This is a genomic window from Hathewaya massiliensis (assembly GCF_902143515.1).
Classification (GTDB): Bacteria; Bacillota; Clostridia; order Clostridiales; family Clostridiaceae; genus Hathewaya; species Hathewaya massiliensis.
Map to the genome: position 1 here is coordinate 105971 of NZ_CABFVD010000007.1, position 17766 is coordinate 123736.

Annotated in this window: 14 protein-coding genes and 1 pseudogene; 6 read left to right on the forward strand and 9 right to left on the reverse strand. The window is 27.5% G+C overall.

Features of this window, described 5'->3' with window-relative positions; genetic code table 11:
• Nucleotides 1–231 precede the first annotated feature (231 nt).
• A complete protein-coding gene (locus FNZ64_RS12590; protein ID WP_142415359.1) occupies nucleotides 232–879 on the forward strand; it encodes a hypothetical protein in 648 nt (215 codons plus the stop codon).
• Here the strand turns inward: FNZ64_RS12590 and FNZ64_RS12595 are convergent.
• The 9 genes from FNZ64_RS12595 to FNZ64_RS14760 all read right to left on the reverse strand — a co-directional run bounded on the left by FNZ64_RS12595 (nucleotide 876) and on the right by FNZ64_RS14760 (nucleotide 12853).
• Nucleotides 876–1829, reverse strand: a complete 954-nt coding sequence (locus tag FNZ64_RS12595; RefSeq protein WP_142415360.1) for a ribonuclease Z — start codon at nucleotides 1827–1829, stop codon at nucleotides 876–878. The genes FNZ64_RS12590 and FNZ64_RS12595 overlap by 4 nt on opposite strands.
• Nucleotides 1830–1880: 51 nt before the next feature.
• Nucleotides 1881–5315 (reverse strand): pyruvate carboxylase, encoded by a 3435-nt coding sequence (locus tag FNZ64_RS12600; protein WP_142415361.1) that lies wholly within the window; start codon nucleotides 5313–5315, stop codon nucleotides 1881–1883.
• Between the two features lie 441 nt (nucleotides 5316–5756).
• Nucleotides 5757–6743 (reverse strand): tyrosine-type recombinase/integrase, encoded by a 987-nt coding sequence (locus FNZ64_RS12605; RefSeq protein ID WP_243129273.1) that lies wholly within the window; start codon nucleotides 6741–6743, stop codon nucleotides 5757–5759.
• Between the two features lie 133 nt (nucleotides 6744–6876).
• Nucleotides 6877–7860, reverse strand: coding sequence for a TIM barrel protein (locus tag FNZ64_RS12610; protein WP_142415362.1), 984 nt, complete (start codon nucleotides 7858–7860; stop codon nucleotides 6877–6879).
• Nucleotides 7861–8322: 462 nt separating this feature from the next.
• Entirely contained in the window at nucleotides 8323–9516 is a 1194-nt protein-coding gene (locus FNZ64_RS12615) for a pyridoxal phosphate-dependent aminotransferase (protein WP_142415363.1), read from the reverse strand.
• Between the two features lie 257 nt (nucleotides 9517–9773).
• Nucleotides 9774–10685, reverse strand: a complete 912-nt coding sequence (locus FNZ64_RS12620; RefSeq protein ID WP_142415364.1) for a hypothetical protein — start codon at nucleotides 10683–10685, stop codon at nucleotides 9774–9776.
• Between the two features lie 127 nt (nucleotides 10686–10812).
• Entirely contained in the window at nucleotides 10813–11334 is a 522-nt protein-coding gene (locus tag FNZ64_RS12625; protein ID WP_185903777.1) for a VanZ family protein, read from the reverse strand.
• A 307-nt stretch (nucleotides 11335–11641) separates the two neighbouring features.
• Entirely contained in the window at nucleotides 11642–12499 is an 858-nt protein-coding gene (locus tag FNZ64_RS12630) for an alpha/beta fold hydrolase (RefSeq protein WP_142415366.1), read from the reverse strand.
• A 54-nt stretch (nucleotides 12500–12553) separates the two neighbouring features.
• Nucleotides 12554–12853 (reverse strand): hypothetical protein, encoded by a 300-nt coding sequence (locus FNZ64_RS14760; RefSeq protein ID WP_185903778.1) that lies wholly within the window; start codon nucleotides 12851–12853, stop codon nucleotides 12554–12556.
• A 131-nt stretch (nucleotides 12854–12984) separates the two neighbouring features.
• Here FNZ64_RS14760 and FNZ64_RS12635 point away from each other — a divergent pair, with 131 nt between their 5' ends.
• From FNZ64_RS12635 to FNZ64_RS12655, 5 genes and pseudogenes are all read left to right on the forward strand, one after another.
• Nucleotides 12985–13266: a DUF1294 domain-containing protein gene (locus tag FNZ64_RS12635; protein ID WP_142415367.1), complete on the forward strand. Its 282-nt coding sequence runs from the start codon at nucleotides 12985–12987 to the stop codon at nucleotides 13264–13266.
• Nucleotides 13267–13684: 418 nt separating this feature from the next.
• Nucleotides 13685–15184, forward strand: coding sequence for an LTA synthase family protein (locus tag FNZ64_RS12640; protein WP_185903779.1), 1500 nt, complete (start codon nucleotides 13685–13687; stop codon nucleotides 15182–15184).
• A 2-nt stretch (nucleotides 15185–15186) separates the two neighbouring features.
• Entirely contained in the window at nucleotides 15187–15432 is a 246-nt protein-coding gene (locus tag FNZ64_RS12645; RefSeq protein ID WP_142415369.1) for a hypothetical protein, read from the forward strand.
• Nucleotides 15433–15707: 275 nt separating this feature from the next.
• Entirely contained in the window at nucleotides 15708–16715 is a 1008-nt protein-coding gene (locus FNZ64_RS12650; protein ID WP_142415370.1) for a sulfide/dihydroorotate dehydrogenase-like FAD/NAD-binding protein, read from the forward strand.
• Nucleotides 16712–17710 (forward strand): annotated as a pseudogene (locus FNZ64_RS12655) (FAD-dependent oxidoreductase); the annotation flags it as partial. The gene FNZ64_RS12650 and the pseudogene FNZ64_RS12655, both read left to right, overlap by 4 nt.
• Nucleotides 17711–17766: the final 56 nt, after the last annotated feature.

Below are 17766 nucleotides of genomic sequence, written 5' to 3' on the forward strand. Positions count from 1 at the left end.
TAGTATATCTGCTGTTTTTACTTTTAAGAAGATGAGGGTATTAGAGGAGATGGGCATGGGGTAAATATAAATAAAAGATTAACTTAAAAACCTTTAATTTTAAAACAGTAACCCTTTTATTTTTCTAAAATAATGTTTATAATTTAAAATGTAAGATATTAGTGTATTATTTTTACTTAAGAAACTAAGTTTGGTATAAAAAATTTAAAAAATGTTTTTTGAGGTGAATTTATGAATAGAAAGAAAAGCGCTAGACTGAAATTTTCTAAGATCCTACTACTTGTAATTTTTATAGTTTTAATAGCAGCATTAGGTATATATTATAATTATTTTTATCCTAAAACCAAGGTAAAACCCATAGATTCAAAGATTTCTTTAGATAAGGAGTACTTAATAAATAAATTTTCATCTAAAAATTTAAAATTTTCCTTAGAGGAAATCAATATAGAGTCTAATATAGAATTTAATAACGAGGAAATAACAGATTTTTTTATACTTACTGTTAATCAAATACCAGAACTTAAAGAAAAAGTAGCTGGCTTAAAGGTTACAATGAATGAAAATCAATTAGACTTATATATTCATACAAATTATAAAAAAGTCCCTTTGGAAGCAAGGTTAAGCTTTACAGGAGAGAGTAAAAATGGAGAAGCTATATTCAATTATAAAAAAGCCAAATTAGGATTTTTAAAGATTTCTAAAGACACTATTTTTGCCCATGCTAAGGATACCTCTTTATTAAAATTTAATAAAGAGGTAGGCAATATTACTATATCTTTTAAAGAAATTAAACCTCTTCAGGTTTATATTAAAAATTTAGAAATTAAAAATAATAAACTGGAACTAAATTTTAAAGGTTCTATGAAACTTTTTAATTAATCTTTATATTTCAAGACTTTATTCATTCCATCCTCTGCAATAGAGGTATTTTCAAATACTTCTATTGCATTTTGCAAGTATTCTTTAGGTTCTAAAACTGCTGGACTAAAATGAGTTAGAAGTAATTCTTTTACCTCTCCACCTCTTGCTAAGTTAGCTGCTTCTCTAAAAGTCATATGTTTATTCTTTATGGCTTTTTCTATATCCTCATCACTTCCATAGGTTCCTTCACAAATAAATAAATCACTATGCTTTATAAAATCCTCAATTTCATCTATGGGTCTTGTATCAGTTACATAGGATAATTTAATGCCTTCTCTTTCTTCTAAAAAAACCATGTTAGGAGTATAGGTCTTTCCTTCAAATTCTAAAGTCTCACCCTTTTGAAGCCTCTTCCAAATAACCTTAGGAATATTATTTTTTATGGCTTTTTCTAAATTAAACTTAGGAAGTCTCTTATAATAAAAACTATAACCTATACATGGTGCTGAGTGATCTAAGGAAATTATGGATAATATTAAATTAGCCTCTTTCTCACATTTCACTACTTTAGAATGATTTTTTTCTATTTTTAAGTATACCTCTTCCTTAGAGTTGGTTACTTCTATAATATTTAGCTCATAGGGCAAATATGGATTAATTATATTTATACCTTCTATAACTTCCCTTATTCCCTTAGGACCTATTATGGTTATAGGATCTATCCTTCCACTATTGCCTATGGTTGCAAGAAGTCCTGGAAGTCCCACTATATGATCTCCGTGAGCATGAGTAATACATATAATATCAATTGCTTTAAACCCTGTTCCTAAGACTTTCATAGAAACTTGGGTACCTTCCCCTGAGTCTATAAGTATTTTTCTTCCTAAGTAAATTATTAAACTTGCGGATAAAAACCTATTTGGCATTGGCATTCCTCCACCTGTGCCTAGAACGTATAAATCAATCATTAATTTCCCTCCTTTTAACTCAATATTTAGTTTTCCTAATAACAACTCTATTTATTTAAATTGGATTAAAAGTTCATTTTCTACTACTTTACTTCCTTCTACTACATAAATCTTTTCTACAGTTCCATCTATTTTCGATACTATAGTAGTTTCCATCTTCATAGCTTCTATAATTACTAATGGTTGATTTACCTTAACTTCTTCCCCTTCTTTTACTAAAATCTTACCTATGGTTCCTGGTATACATGCTCCTAGTTGCTTTTTATCTTTAGGATCTGATTTTAATTTTTGATCCACCATAACCTCTAGACTACTATCTAGTATCTCCACTTCTCTTATAGCACCGTTTACTTCAAAGTTTAAGGTTCTAAATCCTTTTTCATCAGGTTCTGAAATATCTACATATTTTATAATTAAATTTTTTCCTTCTTCTATTTCAATTTCTGTCTCATCACCCTTATTTAGGCCATAGAAGAATACTGGACTTTCCAATTTACTTACATCATTGTATAGCTCTAGATGTCTACAATATTCTTCATATACCTTTGGATAAAGGGCATAGCTTAATATATTTTTCATATTAGGATTTATATTAAATTCCTCTTTTAAGTGCTTTGATATCTTTTCAAAATCTTCATCTTTAAGAAGTGCTCCTGGTCTTTCTGTTATAGGTTTTTCTCCCTTTAGCACAATTTCTTGAAGTTCTTTTGGAAATCCACCTTCTATTTGCCCCATCATACCTTTAAAATAATCTACTACGGATTCTGGAAAAGATAGTTCTCTTCCTTTTTCTAAGATATTATTAGAGTTTAAATCATTTTTCACCATGAAAATCGCCATATCTCCAACTGCTTTAGAGGATGGAGTAACCTTTACTATGTTACCCATTAAGCTATTTGCTTCTTTAAACATTTTCTTAACTTCTTCAAATTTATGGTGAAGACCTAAACTATTAACTTGTGGAAGTAAATTAGAATATTGCCCTCCTGGTATTTCAAGTTCATAAATTTCCGTAGTTGGAGTCTTTAATTCACTTTCAAACTTACTATATATTTTCCTAACATCTCCAAAATATTCACTTACCTTTCTTACTTCCCTAGTATCTAGTCCTGTATCCCTTTCAGTATTTTTTAAGGCTTCTATTACTGAATTCATTGAAGGTTGACTAGTAAGTCCTGACATAGATTCCACTGCTAAGTCTACTATATCCACACCAGCTTCAGCTGCCATAAGTACAGTACTCACTCCATTTCCCGTAGTATCATGAGTGTGAAGATGTACTGGTATTTTAAGCTCTTTTTTTAATTCTGAAACTAAAACTTTTGCTCCATATGGTTTTAAAAGTCCAGCCATATCTTTTATAGCTAATATATGCACTCCAAGACTTTCTAATTCCTTTGCCATTTTTATATAATATTCTAGGGTATATTTCTTTTCTAATGGATTTAATATATCCCCTGTATAGCAAATAGCCCCTTCAACTATTTTTCCTGTATTTAATGCAACTTCTATAGGCATTTTCATGTTTTCTACCCAGTTTAAGCTATCAAATATTCTAAATATATCTACTCCATTTTCAGCTGAGATTTTTATAAATTCCCTAACCACATTGTCAGGATAATTTTTATATCCTACAGCATTGGATGCTCTTAAAAGCATTTGTATTAAAGTATTTGGCATAGCTTCTCTTAATTTTTGAAGTCTTATCCAAGGGGATTCTTTTAAAAATCTATAAGCCACATCAAAGGTTGCTCCACCCCATGCTTCAACAGAAAATAATTCTTTCATATTTTCATTTATATAAGGTGCTATTTCTAAAATATCTTTAGTTCTCATTCTAGTTGCGTTTAGGGACTGATGAGCATCTCTCATAGTGGTATCTGTAATATATAATTTTTTCTCTCTGGCTATGCTCTTAGTAAACTCCTCTGCACCCATCTTTAAAAATAAATCTCTATTCCCTAAAACTTCTATATTTTTTTTACTTGGTGACACTGGTTTTTTACTGTCTATTACAGACTTACAGGACTCATTTACAATTATGTTTCCTATATAGTTTACAAGCTTTGTAGCTCTATCTTTTCCTTCTTTTAAATTGTATATTTCTTTTGTATCTTCAATAAACCTTGTATAGCATTTTCCACTTAAAAATGTTTTATGATTTAATAGATTTATAAGGAAAGATATATTAGTTTTAACTCCTCTAACTCTCATTTCTTTTAAAGATCGTATAGCTTTATTAGCTGCTCCTTCAAAAGTTCTATCCCAAGCTGTGGTTTTAACAAGTAAACTATCATAATAAGGTGTTATTTCAGCTCCTCTAAATCCATTACCACCATCTAATCTTATACCAAATCCTGAGCCTGTTCTATATACACCTAGCTTGCCATAATCCGGCATAAAATTTTTATTAGGATCCTCTGTAGTTACCCTACATTGAATAGCATATCCACGAACTTCTACTTCCTCTTGAGATTTTATATTTATTTTTTCAGAGTTTAATGCATATCCTTCTGCAATTAAAATCTGTGCTTGCACAATATCAATTCCTGTAATCATTTCAGTTACTGTATGTTCAACTTGAATTCTAGGATTCATTTCTATAAAGTAATAGTTATTATCTGAATCCACTAAGAATTCTAAGGTTCCTGCATTTTTATAATTTACTTCCTTTGAAAGTTTAATAGCATCATTTAATATTTTTTCTCTAACTTTTGAGTCCAAAGAAAAAGCTGGTGCATATTCTATAACTTTTTGATGTCTTCTTTGAAGAGAACAATCTCTCTCATATAGATGAATTATATTTCCATGGGCATCTCCTAAAATTTGCACTTCAATGTGCTTAGGATTTTTTAAGAACTTTTCTATAAATACTTTCTCATCACCAAAAGACTTCTTAGATTCTCTAATAGCTTCCATAAATCCAGTATCCATTTCTTCCTTGGAATTTATAACTCTCATTCCTCTTCCACCGCCACCATTGGCAGCTTTTATTATAACTGGATATCCTATTTCTTCTGCAACTTCTAAGGCTTTTTCCTTAGTCTTTATAGGTTCTTCTATGCCTGGAATTATAGGTACTTTGCATGTTTTAGCTACTAATTTTGAGCTTATTTTATCTCCCATTCTTTCCATAGTCTCACTATCTGGCCCTATAAATTCTATACCATTTTTTCTACATAACTCTGCAAATTTAGGATTTTCAGATAAGAAACCATATCCTGGATGTATGGCATCTACCTTTTTTTCCTTTGCTATTTTAATTATTTCATCCATATCAAGATATGCATCTATAGGTCCGTTATCCTTACCTACTAAATAGGATTCATCAGCTTTTGTCCTAAATAAAGAATACTTGTCTTCTTTTGAATATATCCCAACAGTTCTAATACCTAATTCACTTAAGGCTCTAAAAACCCTTATAGCAATTTCACCTCTATTAGCTACTAAAACTTTTTTAAATTTATCAATTTGAAAGTTTTCCATATGTAATCCCTCACTTTTGTTTTTTATTTTATTATTTCTAAAACTAAATATCATTTTTAAATTTAAGTCTAATACTTTATTTGCACTTGATATAAGCCTACTTTTTAAATGTTATTTCTATTATTTATGTATAATTTAAATATGTTTTATATATTAAATAGTATTTCATTTTTAGTCTTCCTAAGTATATCACGCAAGAAACACATGGTCAATATTTCACTTTTTTATTTTTATCCTTTGTTTTTTTAATTCATAAATACATATTTAAATTTAAATGAGACTTCAAATTTTATATTTGGCCAGTGGAACTTACACCTACGTAATGAAATGGAGTAGGTGTTTCCTTTAAATATATAAAAATAAGCCTATATCTTAATTTTCATAGTTAAAGATATAGGCTAAATGTATAATTATCTAGATGTATTTTAATATTAAAATCAATTATAATATGTCTATTAAATCTCCGGGGTTATTTTTAAGCTTGTCTATAGAATGTATATATTTGTTTGTTGTTGCTATATTGCTATGGGCTGCAAAATCTCTAACTTTTTCTAAGGTTGCACCAGATTGAATGGCTAAGGTTATAGCTGTATGTCTTGTTGAGTGAACTTTTAGTTTCTTTTTGATTCCAGCATTCTCACAAACCCTACGAATTATTAAATTTAAGGTATTATGATTTAATTTTTTACCGTTTAATCCATTAGATGAATGTCCTATAAATAAATACTCTTCTCCATTACTTTCAAAACTTCTATTAGTTTTTTTCATATATTCTAAGATTAATCCTTTTACATGAGGTTGAAGTTTTACAAAATCTTTTTTTCCACCTTTTCTCGTAACTTCCACTATATCATATTCTCCAAAGGTTTTTATATGACTTAACTTTATATTTATAATCTCAGATTTTCTTAAGGCCGTTGTTAGGGCTAAAGCTATTATTGCCTTATCTCTAAGTCCTATTAAAGTACTAATATCTATACTATTTAATAGAATCTTACATTCATGCTCAGTTAAAAACTCAGTTTCTTTTGTAACTACTGTAGGCTTTTCTTCTTTTAAGTCTGAAAAAGGATTATATTTTATTATACAAAGATTTCTTTCGTTATCTCTATACTTTAAAAGCCACTTATAAAGTGCACTTAAGGAGGATAGCTTTCTATTAATGCTAGAAGTGGCATAACCTTTAGACTTAAGATGCATTATATACTGTTCTGCATGTAGAAAATTAACTTTTCTTATATCTTCCATGGTAATTTCACGTATATCTCTAACAGAGAAGAAATCTTTAATATCTCTTTCATAACTCTTAGCTGTATGCATGCTTTTTACAGCCTTTACTTTTAAAAAATGCTCTATAAAATGAACTTTTGCTGTATTTTCTATAATATTATACTCACCATATTTATTGGTAATTAAATCCTTATTCAATAAATTTAACTCCTTTCTCAAAGTTTAAACTAAAAACTCTCCCTGAATTTAATACTTTTTTGCCCATTTCAAATAAGATGAAAGTGTTGTCACCTATAGTCATGGGATAAATACTCTCAAATTATTTTTAAGTCTATATTCCTAATGCTTTATGCTGCTCTTTTATATAATTCTCTAAATCTTCACTTGTTTTTGCTGAAAATTCATATACTAAAAACTGAGGATCAATTAAATCTAAAATCTCTCTAGCTTTTTTGTTTGTAAAAGGCTTATGCCAATCTATGTTGAAAATATGATCATAAGCTATTTTAAAATTCTCATAAAAATCTTCTTTATTCTTAGGCTCTATATAGGGTGATTTACTTTTTATTTTCTCTCTTACATAGGCTCCAGATAGGGAAAGATTGAAATGAATACCTTTTATATATTCTTTTAAATCTCCTAAGTTTTCTATGGTATTTAATATATAAGAAACTCCCTCTTCCTCTGTATTTATATCTATATTAGTATTAATTAAATGAGCTGTGTCTAACATAAAACCTTTATTTTTAAAATTAACTTCATTAATTAACCTTTCTAGAGAATGTCTATCTAAAAAATCTAATCCTGGCCACCAAAGATTTTCAAATAAAAGATAAAAATCTGCCTCAAAACCTTGCAAAACTTTATTTAAAAAATCTATACTAGCATCTATGACTTCTTTATTGCTGTATGTAAAATTATAATTATACACATGAGACATTTCAACATGGGATACATGAAAAACTACGTATTTTGCTCCCACTTCCTTTGCAAAATTTAATTCTTTTCTATATTGTTTTATTACTCCTTCTATTCCTTCTTCTCCATAAAAAGAGCTTATTGACTCTTCACTACCGAACTGTTTTAATAAAGATTTTTTATCCCCTTTCCAAAAATCAAGCCATATAGGATAATATCTAAGATGAACCCCCTTAATCAACTTCTTATTTAAGGCACTTTCATCTAAAGGTCCACATTGAATAAGTTCTACTCCTGTAAGCTTATTATCTATTAAAAATTCTTCTAAATTTAAAGAACTATTTTCAAACCTCTGAAGATCAGATATATGATTAGATGTATTTATTAATATCTCCATTTTAATTTCCTCTTCACTTTCTTCTATTATATTTTTCTTTTGTAGTAAATGCCTAGTTCTTATCCAGGAATGTAGCTGTCCTTTTCTCCCACTTTAAGAAAAATAGAGAGCCCAAATCTTATGTTTGCTGCGAATGGCTTTCCCAGAGTTCCATGGGAATATTAGAGCAGATAGTCATGGAATGAACTATACTTAAATACTATTATATATAATATAACTTAATATTAAAAGACTTATAAAAAGAGCAGTAAAAATTTCTGTAGAAACTTTTACTGCTATTTTTTGGTACTGTCACATTAAGAATAAATACCAAAATATATTGTGCTAATTTAAAATTTTAAATCAATATATTGCACGTAAATTTATTAGTGCAACAGCCCCTTGAATTTTATTTTTTATAGCATATTACAATACTATACTTAAAATAAGTTTACTTTGAATAACTAATATATAAGCAAATTATTATTTAAGTTTTTTAATAAAACTTTCTAATCTATTTAAGCCTTCTTCTATATTTTTCGTAGAAGTTGCATAGGATAATCTTATAAATTCGTCAACTCCAAAAGCTATTCCAGGAATTACAGCAACTTTTTCTTCTTCTAGAAGATATTTCGCAAAGGTTAAAGAGTCTTTTAAAATTTCCCCTTTAAAAGTTTTATCTAAGCATTTTGATATGTTAACCATAACATAAAAAGCTCCCTCTGGCTTTTTACAAGATAAATTTTCTATAGAGTTTATCTTATGTACCATAAAATCTCTTCTGTTTTTAAACTCCTCTACCATAGCCTGTACCTTTTCTTGGTCTCCCTTTAAAGCTTCTACAGAAGCATATTGTGCTATAGAGTTAGGGTTTGAGGTGGTATGACTTTGTATATTTGACATAAGTTTTATAACTTCTTCTGATCCTGCTGCATAGCCTATTCTCCAACCAGTCATAGCATAAGCCTTAGAAACTCCATTAATAACTATGGTTCGATTAAATGCATCTTCTGATAGGGATGCTATACTTATATGTTCTTTTTCGCCATAAAGTAATTTCTCATAAATCTCATCAGAAATAATTATTAGGTCATTTGTTTTTGCAACTTCAGCAATTTCTAAAAGTTCCTCTTTAGTGTAAACAGCTCCTGTTGGATTGCTTGGACTATTTAATACTAAAGCTTTTGTTTTATTATTTATATTATTTTTTAAATCTTCTATTTTAAGTTTAAAATTATTTTCTTCACTACAATCTACAAATACAGGAATACCATCTGCCAATTTTATAAGTTCAGGATAACTAACCCAATATGGACTTGGAACTATAACTTCATCTCCTGGATTTAATATAGCCTGAAAAGCGTTTCCTAAACATTGTTTAGCTCCTGTAGATATAATAATTTGACTAGTCTTATAATTTAATCCGTTATCAACTTTAAATTTTTCTACAATAGCCTCTTTTAATTCTATAATTCCTGATGCAGCTGTATATCTTGTTTTTCCGCTTTTAATTGCATCTATTGCAACTTCTACAATGTTTTCTGGTGTATTAAAATCTGGTTCTCCTGCTCCAAAACCAATTACATCTAAGCCTTGTGATTTCATTTTTTTAGCTTGTGCAGTAATTGCTAGTGTAAGTGATGGTGATATTTGCATTGCCTTTTTAGATAATAACATGGGAAACCCTCCATTTTCTTTCTTCCTATGGACATTGTGAAAGTACAAAAATCTTAGGAAATTTATATAAGTTCTTATGTAATCTTTTATAATCATAATATCATTAATTTATTTCTATGTAAATACACAATATGCAATATATTATATATTATATATTGATTAATCAGTAATAATACATAACATTAAGTTTAAATAGTATAACACAATTAAAAAAAGACTAGAATCATTACATTCTAGCCTTTTTACCTAATACTATATTATTCTTTTCTCATATAAAAACTCATTTTTTGCTTATCTTCTGTAGCATAGTCTATGTTTCTCTTATGAATAGAATCACCGTTTTGCTCCACTAAGCTGTCACATATATATGCCTCTCTTGTATCTCCTTCTTTTACCCACCCCATAAATATATATACATGTGATGGATAGCCTTGCATATCTGACATATCTGTTGTAAAGCATATATCACCTTTTTTAAGTCCCTTAGGATCAGAAACTTTCTTCCAACCTTTATTTTGTAGGTCTTCTACTAAAGCCTTTGTATTGGTTACAGTTATAGGTACTTGTACCTCAGATTTTCTTAATATCTCTGTTATAAATATAGCTGTAATACCAGATTTATTATTTTCATTTATCTTTATAGCTTCTTTAATAGCATTATTTCTATTTTCTGTTCCCACTGCATATGTATAAATTTTATAATTTTGTTCTGGTAAATTTTCTTTATTATTCGTATCTGGATTATTTTCTTTATTTTCTTTTATAGCCTCTTCTTCTTTTTTAGTTGAGTTCTCTTTTCCATCATTATTTTTAGTTGTATCTTCCACTTTAGTTTTATTATTAATTGTAAAGTCCTTTACTGGTGCACTCATAATTTTAATTCCTAGTCCGATAACAACAGCTAAAACAACCCCTACAACACTAATTATAACTATATTATTTTTTTTAGCCAACTTATCTTCCATATCCTGCATTTCTTTTATGTATCTCTGTTCTTCTAAATCATTTTCCATTCTCTCTGCATATTTTGACTTAGACCCAAAAATATCACTATCCTTCATTTCATGAAGGTGTTTTATGATTTCCTCTTTATTTTTCTCTAGTTTGCTTTTCTTATTAATTTTTTCCTTAGATTTTTTATCTAAATTGTTTTTCTTTTCGTTATCCATTTTTTCACACTCTTTCTATAACTATTTTAAAAACAATTTGCTACATATACATTTTAATTTAAATTCCAACATGTTTCAACAAGTATAGTACAAATTTTTTGTTACATTTAGTTTATTCTATTTTATATTAAATTTCAACAGTTTTATATTTTATTTTATTTTTTCTTTTTTCCCTAATTCTTTTTTTTCTCAAACTACAAACATAAAAAAAGCCTATGGTGGATCCAATTACATTTAATAATATGTTATCTATGTTAAAATCAGCAAGTCCATAAATTACTTTTGTAATCTCTATAAAAAAGCTAAAATAGACTGTAAGCTTCAATACCTTATCAATAGTTCTATATCTTTTACTTACAAATGGTATAAAAAAACCAAATGGAGCAAAGAAAACAATTCCAATTACAAAGTCTTTAAAAAGAGAAACTAAATCTAAAGAAGGTTTAAAATGAGACTTAATGCTTTTCAGTGGCATAAAGTTACAATAAACTATCCTATTTCTTAGCTGTTTAATACTAAAATAATTAAAGTTACTTTTAATATTTTCTACTGGTGTAAATTTAAATAAACTTATATTGACCAGAAAAAATATATAAATTAAAAATAAACTTACTACAATAAATCTTTTTATAAATACCTCCATTTTCATATTACCCCTCATTTCCCTACTATAGTATAAACAGGTTTCTAAGTTACACACTTAATTTTCCCCCAAACAACACCTTAGAAACCCTTATCCATAGACAATCTACCTTACTCTCATTTTGAATAATATTGGAGTATTATAGCGAATAGTCAAGGATAAAAATAATATAAAAACTGACAAAATCATATTTAATTTTATTATACACTACATAAAAATATTTTTCCATATATTATATGTAATATATTTTTATGTATTATTTATTTAATTTAAAATTAAATAAAAATAATCTTTATTAAATATTAATGTATTTTTATTGAAAAAAACCACTTAATATACTTATGGTTTTTCTATTTTCTTCAATAAAAGGATAATGCCCCGATTTATCCATAAATTCTATGTTACAGTTAGAAATATTATTTTTAAAATATTCAAAAGAAGAATAAGGAATAAAATCTTGAATTCCATATAATAAAAGTGTTTTAGATTTTATGTTTTTTAAGTTAAGACTTTTAAACTTAATATTATACATATATTCACTAATAACTTTAACATTAATTTTTAAAAAGTTTTCGTAGTTGTCTTTATTAAACTCCAAAGATGAGGTTATATTTTTACAGTTTTCTTCATGTATAAAACTTGATTTTTCTAATATGCTAATATATTCGTAAAAAATATCTTCATCATATTCCTTAAACTCTTTCATTTGTTGTAATTGCAATAACCTTGAAAAATCCACAGGATGTATTTTACTTTTTTTAATTATATTCATTTTTTCAAAATCTTCAAAGTTTAGTGGTATGGAATTAGATAATACTAACTTATCTAATTTCTCTCCATATTTCAAAGCATAATTAATAGCAAAAAAGCCACCCATAGAGTGAGCAAATATATTTATTTTATCTAAAAACAGTGCTTTTCTAATCCTTTCAATATCTTCTATAAACTCTTCTATACTAAGGTTACTTTCATCCTGAAGTTTAAAGTAGGATTTTCCATTTCCTCTTTGATCATAAAATATCAGCATATTATTTTCACTTAAAGCTTCTAGATATGGTAGAAAATAATTGTGACACAATCCTGGACCACCATGAATAAATAAAATTGGCTCCCCCTGTCCTAAAATTTTAACATACAATTTTCCATGATCTATATCAATATACTGTTCCATATGTTCACTCCCTAACTACTTTTTATTTTTAATTTTTTATTCACTATGTAAATCTTAATTTGTATTATTATTGTTATTGTTATTGGTATTATTATTATTGTTATTATTGTTGTTGGTATTATTTCTTTGGTTACTATTAGAATTATTTGCTGTATTGTTTACTGTAGATGATTGACTATTATTAGACATACTTTGTTTTATAGCAGCAATAGTTAACATATTTGTACCAACACCAACTAAAAGATTGCCTAATATATTAAGTTCATCTGTAGTTTTGTTTTCAACTAAAATCAGTGTTAAGAAATTAATTATAATAACTATTTCTGTAGGATCTAAATCAGAAAAAGAATTCATCCCATATCACCTCTAGATATTATATTAAAAGACTTATAAAGTTATTAGTAAAAACCTATAATCACTTCATATTTCTTAGGATATTTTATGTTATAATAATATTAAAATATTTATAACTTTTGGAGGCAAATATGAGTAATTTTACTAAAAATTCATTTTTTATTTATATAGCTTTAATAAATATTTTCGGATTTATTATTATGTTAATTGATAAAAACAGAGCTAGAAACCATGAATGGAGAATAAAAGAAAACACCTTAATTTTAGTTGCATTATTCGGTGGTAGTATTGGATCTTATATAGGTATGAAGACTTTTAGGCATAAAACAAAACATCCTAAATTTAAATATGGTATACCCTTCATATTTCTTTTACAACTTATAATCTACATATATTATATAATTTCATTGTAGGATTGATTATTCTTATTTTACTTTAGAAAGGATGTTTATAAAATTGACTTCGAATACTATATTATCATCAGACATTAAAATTCCAAAATTTATTTTAAATATTTACAACAATTTAAAAATAATATTTAGGGATAATGCTTTTAAGATTACTTTTTTTGTTATTGCCTTAAAAATGTTGTTATTCTTTACTATTATAGTAGATGACAATGCTTCCAAAATAAACTTTAGAATAATATTTTATAGTATCCCACCCATACTTGTATATGTTAGTTTTTTATGTATTTTTCTCTCCTTTGCATATGTTTTTAAAGGACAAGTTCGTTTGTTTAGTTTTTTAATTCTAGATATTTTATTAACCATAATACTCATAGGAGATCTTTGGTACTTTAGAAGTAATCGTTCTTTTTTAACTTTTCATATGATAAAATATACAGCTAACTTAAATAATCTTTCTGAAAGTATTTTTGCTATGTTTAGACCTATAGATATGCTCTTCTTATTGGATATAGCTATATTATTTGTATACTTCATAAAGATAAGAAATAAATATAAAGGTCTTAATAGAAATTTCACTTGTTTTTTTATTTTATTTTTTATACCTATAATGTATTTAACTTATGCCCACTATAAAATAGATATAAATAAAAAATGTTTCTCAAATCAACATATTTTTTATACCGCTTGGGAACAAAACGAAACTATGTTTAATTTAACTCCTATAGGATATCATATATATGATGGATATACATACTATAAGGATAGTAAAAAACATGAGTTAAGCGATAGAGAAAAAAATGAAATTAATAATTGGTTTAAAAATAAAGCTGAAATACTACCAGATAACAAATATAAGGGGATGTTCAAAGGAAAAAACCTTATAATTATACAAGTTGAGTCCCTTGAAAACTTTGTAATAAATAAAAGTGTAAATGGTAAAGAAATTACACCGAATTTAAATAAGCTTATAAAAAATAGTATTTATTTTAAAAATATAAAAGAACAAACTTACAATGGAACTACCTCTGATGGAGAACTTTTATGCAATACTTCTATATTCCCTGTAAGACGTGGAAGTACTTTTTTTAGATATCCCAATAATACATATAGTTCTTCCCTTCCTGAACTTTTAGAAGGAATAGGCTACAATACCTTAGCTGTTCATCCTGATAGAGGCTCATATTGGAATTGGTTACCTTCATTAAAATCTATAGGATTTAATACTTGTATAGATTCAGGTTACTTTAATATAGATGAAAAAATTGGTCTTGGTCTTAGTGATGAAAGCTTTTTTAAGCAGCTTGTACCTATACTTTCTAAACAAGAAAAACCTTTTTTTAGTTTTTCTATAACCCTAACAAGCCATGCACCATTTAATCTACCTGATAAACATAAAACCATTAATATTCCAAGTAAATTAAAAGGTACTCCCCTTGGACGATACTTTGAATCTATACATTATACAGATGAAGCCATTGGAGATTTTATAAATGAATTAGATAAAGCATCTATTTTAGATGATTCAGTCTTAGTGTTCTACGGTGATCATGAAGGCCCTCACAGGTTCTTTAAAGATCAAGTAGCAAATATGAAGGATATTCCTGAATGGATGAAAAATAACAATCAAAACGTTCCATTGATAGTTTACTCTAAAAACTATAAAAATGAAATTATAGATACCTCTGGTGGACAAGTAGATATTCTCCCTACCCTTTCTTATCTAATGGGAGTAGATCCTAATAAGTATACTTATACCTCTATGGGTAGGAACCTTTTAAATACTAAACGTAATTTTGTTATTTTACCAAATGGAAACATTCAGTCAATAAATTTAACTAAAAAAGAAATAGATATGTTCTTAAAAGCAGTTAAGTATAGTGATAAAATTATAGAAGCAAACCACTTTAGAAAGGAGCCTTAAACATGAATATACCCTCTTTTTCTATACCATTTATAATAATATTGATATTAGGTCCTATATTTTCTATTGAAGGAGTTACTCCTTGGTTTATTGCTATATACTTTATATATAAAATAATAAAGTACTGCAAAGATATGAATATTTCTAATAAATTAAAGATAAAAGTTTGTATATTAAATACTATAATAGGAGCCTCCTTATTAATATTATTTAATATAATTTCTAATTATATAAATCATACTATATAGCATGAAAATATGTAACTTTCTTACACATATAACCATACTTATTAAGATTAACTCCTTTAAATTAGATGAAATCTAATTTAAAGGAGTTAATTCTATTCTATATAGAATATTAAAATATTTTTATGTATGAAAGAAAATATACAAACATCATACTTTCCATAACTTAATATTTATTTTCCCCTCCACTAAGTATAACTGTATTTTTAATAATTTATGTAACAAAACAAGGGTGGCTTAAATATTTTATTAGTAGAGTAAGAAATGGAGGAAATTATATGAGTTTTGAGCCATTTGAGTGTATAGATGCAGGAACAGAGTTTTGCCCATGTCATTTAGGGGAAACAGGAAATTGTATTCAATGTAATGAATTACAGAAAAATGGGGAATGTAACTGTACTAATTGGAAAGGGGTTTGTATATACCAAGAACTTATTTGGAATAATGGAAAAGCTAAAAATGGTAGAAAATATTTCCAGGGAATTATTCAAGACAAAATTACAGCTAATGAAGATTTATTTATAATTGTAGTTAAAACTGATGAGTATTTAGTAAGAAATCTTACTAATGTAGGTAGCTTTATATTTTTAAAATCCCCAAATGACACAAATTATTTTGATACTGCTATATCAATTATGGATATTAACACTAAGGATAAAGAAATTATCCTAGCTATAGAAGAAAAAGGAGTAAAAACACATAGATTAAATAAACTTCAAAAGGGAGATAAAATTTTAGTAAAAGGACCTTATTGGAATGGGGTTTTAGGTCTTAGACATATAAAAGAACAAAAAGATGGAACTTCCATAATAATTTCAAGAGGTATTGGACAGGCACCTTCTATACCGGTTTTGAAATCTTTATATGAACAGGGAAATAAGGTTATAGCTTTAGTTGATAATGGTAAATATCCTCATTCTTTTGTAACAGAATACTTAAATAGATATGCAAAAGAGGTATATTTCTTAAACACTTTTGAAAAAGGTACTATAAGAAATGATTTTAAGGACTTTTTAATGAATTTAATTTCAAAGGAAAAGGTTTCATTAGTACATTCATCCTGCGCAGATATTTTAAATTATGACATTATGAAATGTATAGAAGAAATTAATGAGAAAGATAAAAGTAATTTTATAAATTATACCTGTTGTAACAACACAAAAATGTGTTGTGGTGAAGGAGTATGTGGCTGTTGTACTAGAAAAAATCAGGATCATAAACTTAGAAGGCTTTGTAAAATGCAGACGGATCCTAAGTTTGTATTAGAGGGGAGGAGATTATTTTGAAGATAATTATAATCGGAGGTGGTTGGGCAGGTTGTGCTGCTTCTATCACTGCTAGAAAGGCAGGAGCAGAAGTCCATTTATATGAAAAGACTGATATGCTTTTGGGATTAGGTAATATTGGAGGAATAATGAGAAATAATGGCAGATATACCGCTGCAGAAGAACTAAAAGCTTTAGGTGCTGGAGATTTAATAAATATATGTGATGAAAACTCATTGCATAAAAACATGGGATTTCCAGGACATAAGCACGCTTGGCTTTATGATGTAAATAACATAGAGCCAATAGTTAGGAGACATTTAGAATCAATGGGAATTAATATTCATACCCTAACTAGGGTAGTAGATGTAGAAGTAAAAGAGAAGAAAATAGAAGGAATATATTTATCAGATGGTACCTTTGTTAAGGGTGATTCCTTTATTGAGACTACAGGAAGCACAGGACCTATGGGTAATTGCTTAAAATACGGTAATGGATGTTCTATGTGTGTTTTAAGATGCCCAGCTTTCGGTCCTAGAGTAAGTCTAACAAAGCAAGCAGGATTAAAAGATTTAATGGGAGAAAGAGCAGAAGATGTATACGGAGCTTTTAGTGGCTCGTGTAAGCTAGCTAAAGAAAGTTTATCACCAGAAGTAAGAAAAGAGTTAGAAGAGAAAGGTGTAGTAATATTAAAAGTTCCAGATGAGGATGTAAATTTAGATAAATTAAAAATCAAAGTCTGTCAACAATATGCTCTAAAAGAATTTGCAGAAAACGTAGTTTTATTAGATACAGGCCATGCAAAATTAATGACCACATATTATCCATTAGAAAAATTAAGAAAGATAAAAGGATTAGAAAATGCAAAGTATGTAGATCCATATGCAGGTGGGAAGGGCAATTCTATTAGATATCTTTCTTGTGCTATTAGAGAAAATACTCTAAAAGTCAAAGATATAGATAATATGTTCTGTGCTGGAGAAAAAGCTGGACTCTTTGTTGGACATACAGATGCACGTCACAACAAAGAACAACTTTTACACAAAACTTAGTAATTAATCTATATAATACA

Coding starts and splice junctions, on each gene's coding strand:
- FNZ64_RS12595 (WP_142415360.1), bottom strand. CDS start 1,829: ATGATTGATTTATACGTTCTAGGCACAGGTGGAGGAATGCCAATGCCA.
- FNZ64_RS14760 (WP_185903778.1), bottom strand. CDS start 12,853: ATGAATTCTTTTTCTGATTTAGATCCTACAGAAATAGTTATTATAATT.
- FNZ64_RS12645 (WP_142415369.1), top strand. CDS start 15,187: ATGAATATACCCTCTTTTTCTATACCATTTATAATAATATTGATATTA.
- FNZ64_RS12635 (WP_142415367.1), top strand. CDS start 12,985: ATGAGTAATTTTACTAAAAATTCATTTTTTATTTATATAGCTTTAATA.
- FNZ64_RS12625 (WP_185903777.1), bottom strand. CDS start 11,334: ATGAAAATGGAGGTATTTATAAAAAGATTTATTGTAGTAAGTTTATTT.
- FNZ64_RS12630 (WP_142415366.1), bottom strand. CDS start 12,499: ATGGAACAGTATATTGATATAGATCATGGAAAATTGTATGTTAAAATT.
- FNZ64_RS12590 (WP_142415359.1), top strand. CDS start 232: ATGAATAGAAAGAAAAGCGCTAGACTGAAATTTTCTAAGATCCTACTA.
- FNZ64_RS12615 (WP_142415363.1), bottom strand. CDS start 9,516: ATGTTATTATCTAAAAAGGCAATGCAAATATCACCATCACTTACACTA.
- FNZ64_RS12650 (WP_142415370.1), top strand. CDS start 15,708: ATGAGTTTTGAGCCATTTGAGTGTATAGATGCAGGAACAGAGTTTTGC.
- FNZ64_RS12620 (WP_142415364.1), bottom strand. CDS start 10,685: ATGGATAACGAAAAGAAAAACAATTTAGATAAAAAATCTAAGGAAAAA.
- FNZ64_RS12610 (WP_142415362.1), bottom strand. CDS start 7,860: ATGGAGATATTAATAAATACATCTAATCATATATCTGATCTTCAGAGG.
- FNZ64_RS12640 (WP_185903779.1), top strand. CDS start 13,685: ATGATAAAATATACAGCTAACTTAAATAATCTTTCTGAAAGTATTTTT.
- FNZ64_RS12600 (WP_142415361.1), bottom strand. CDS start 5,315: ATGGAAAACTTTCAAATTGATAAATTTAAAAAAGTTTTAGTAGCTAAT.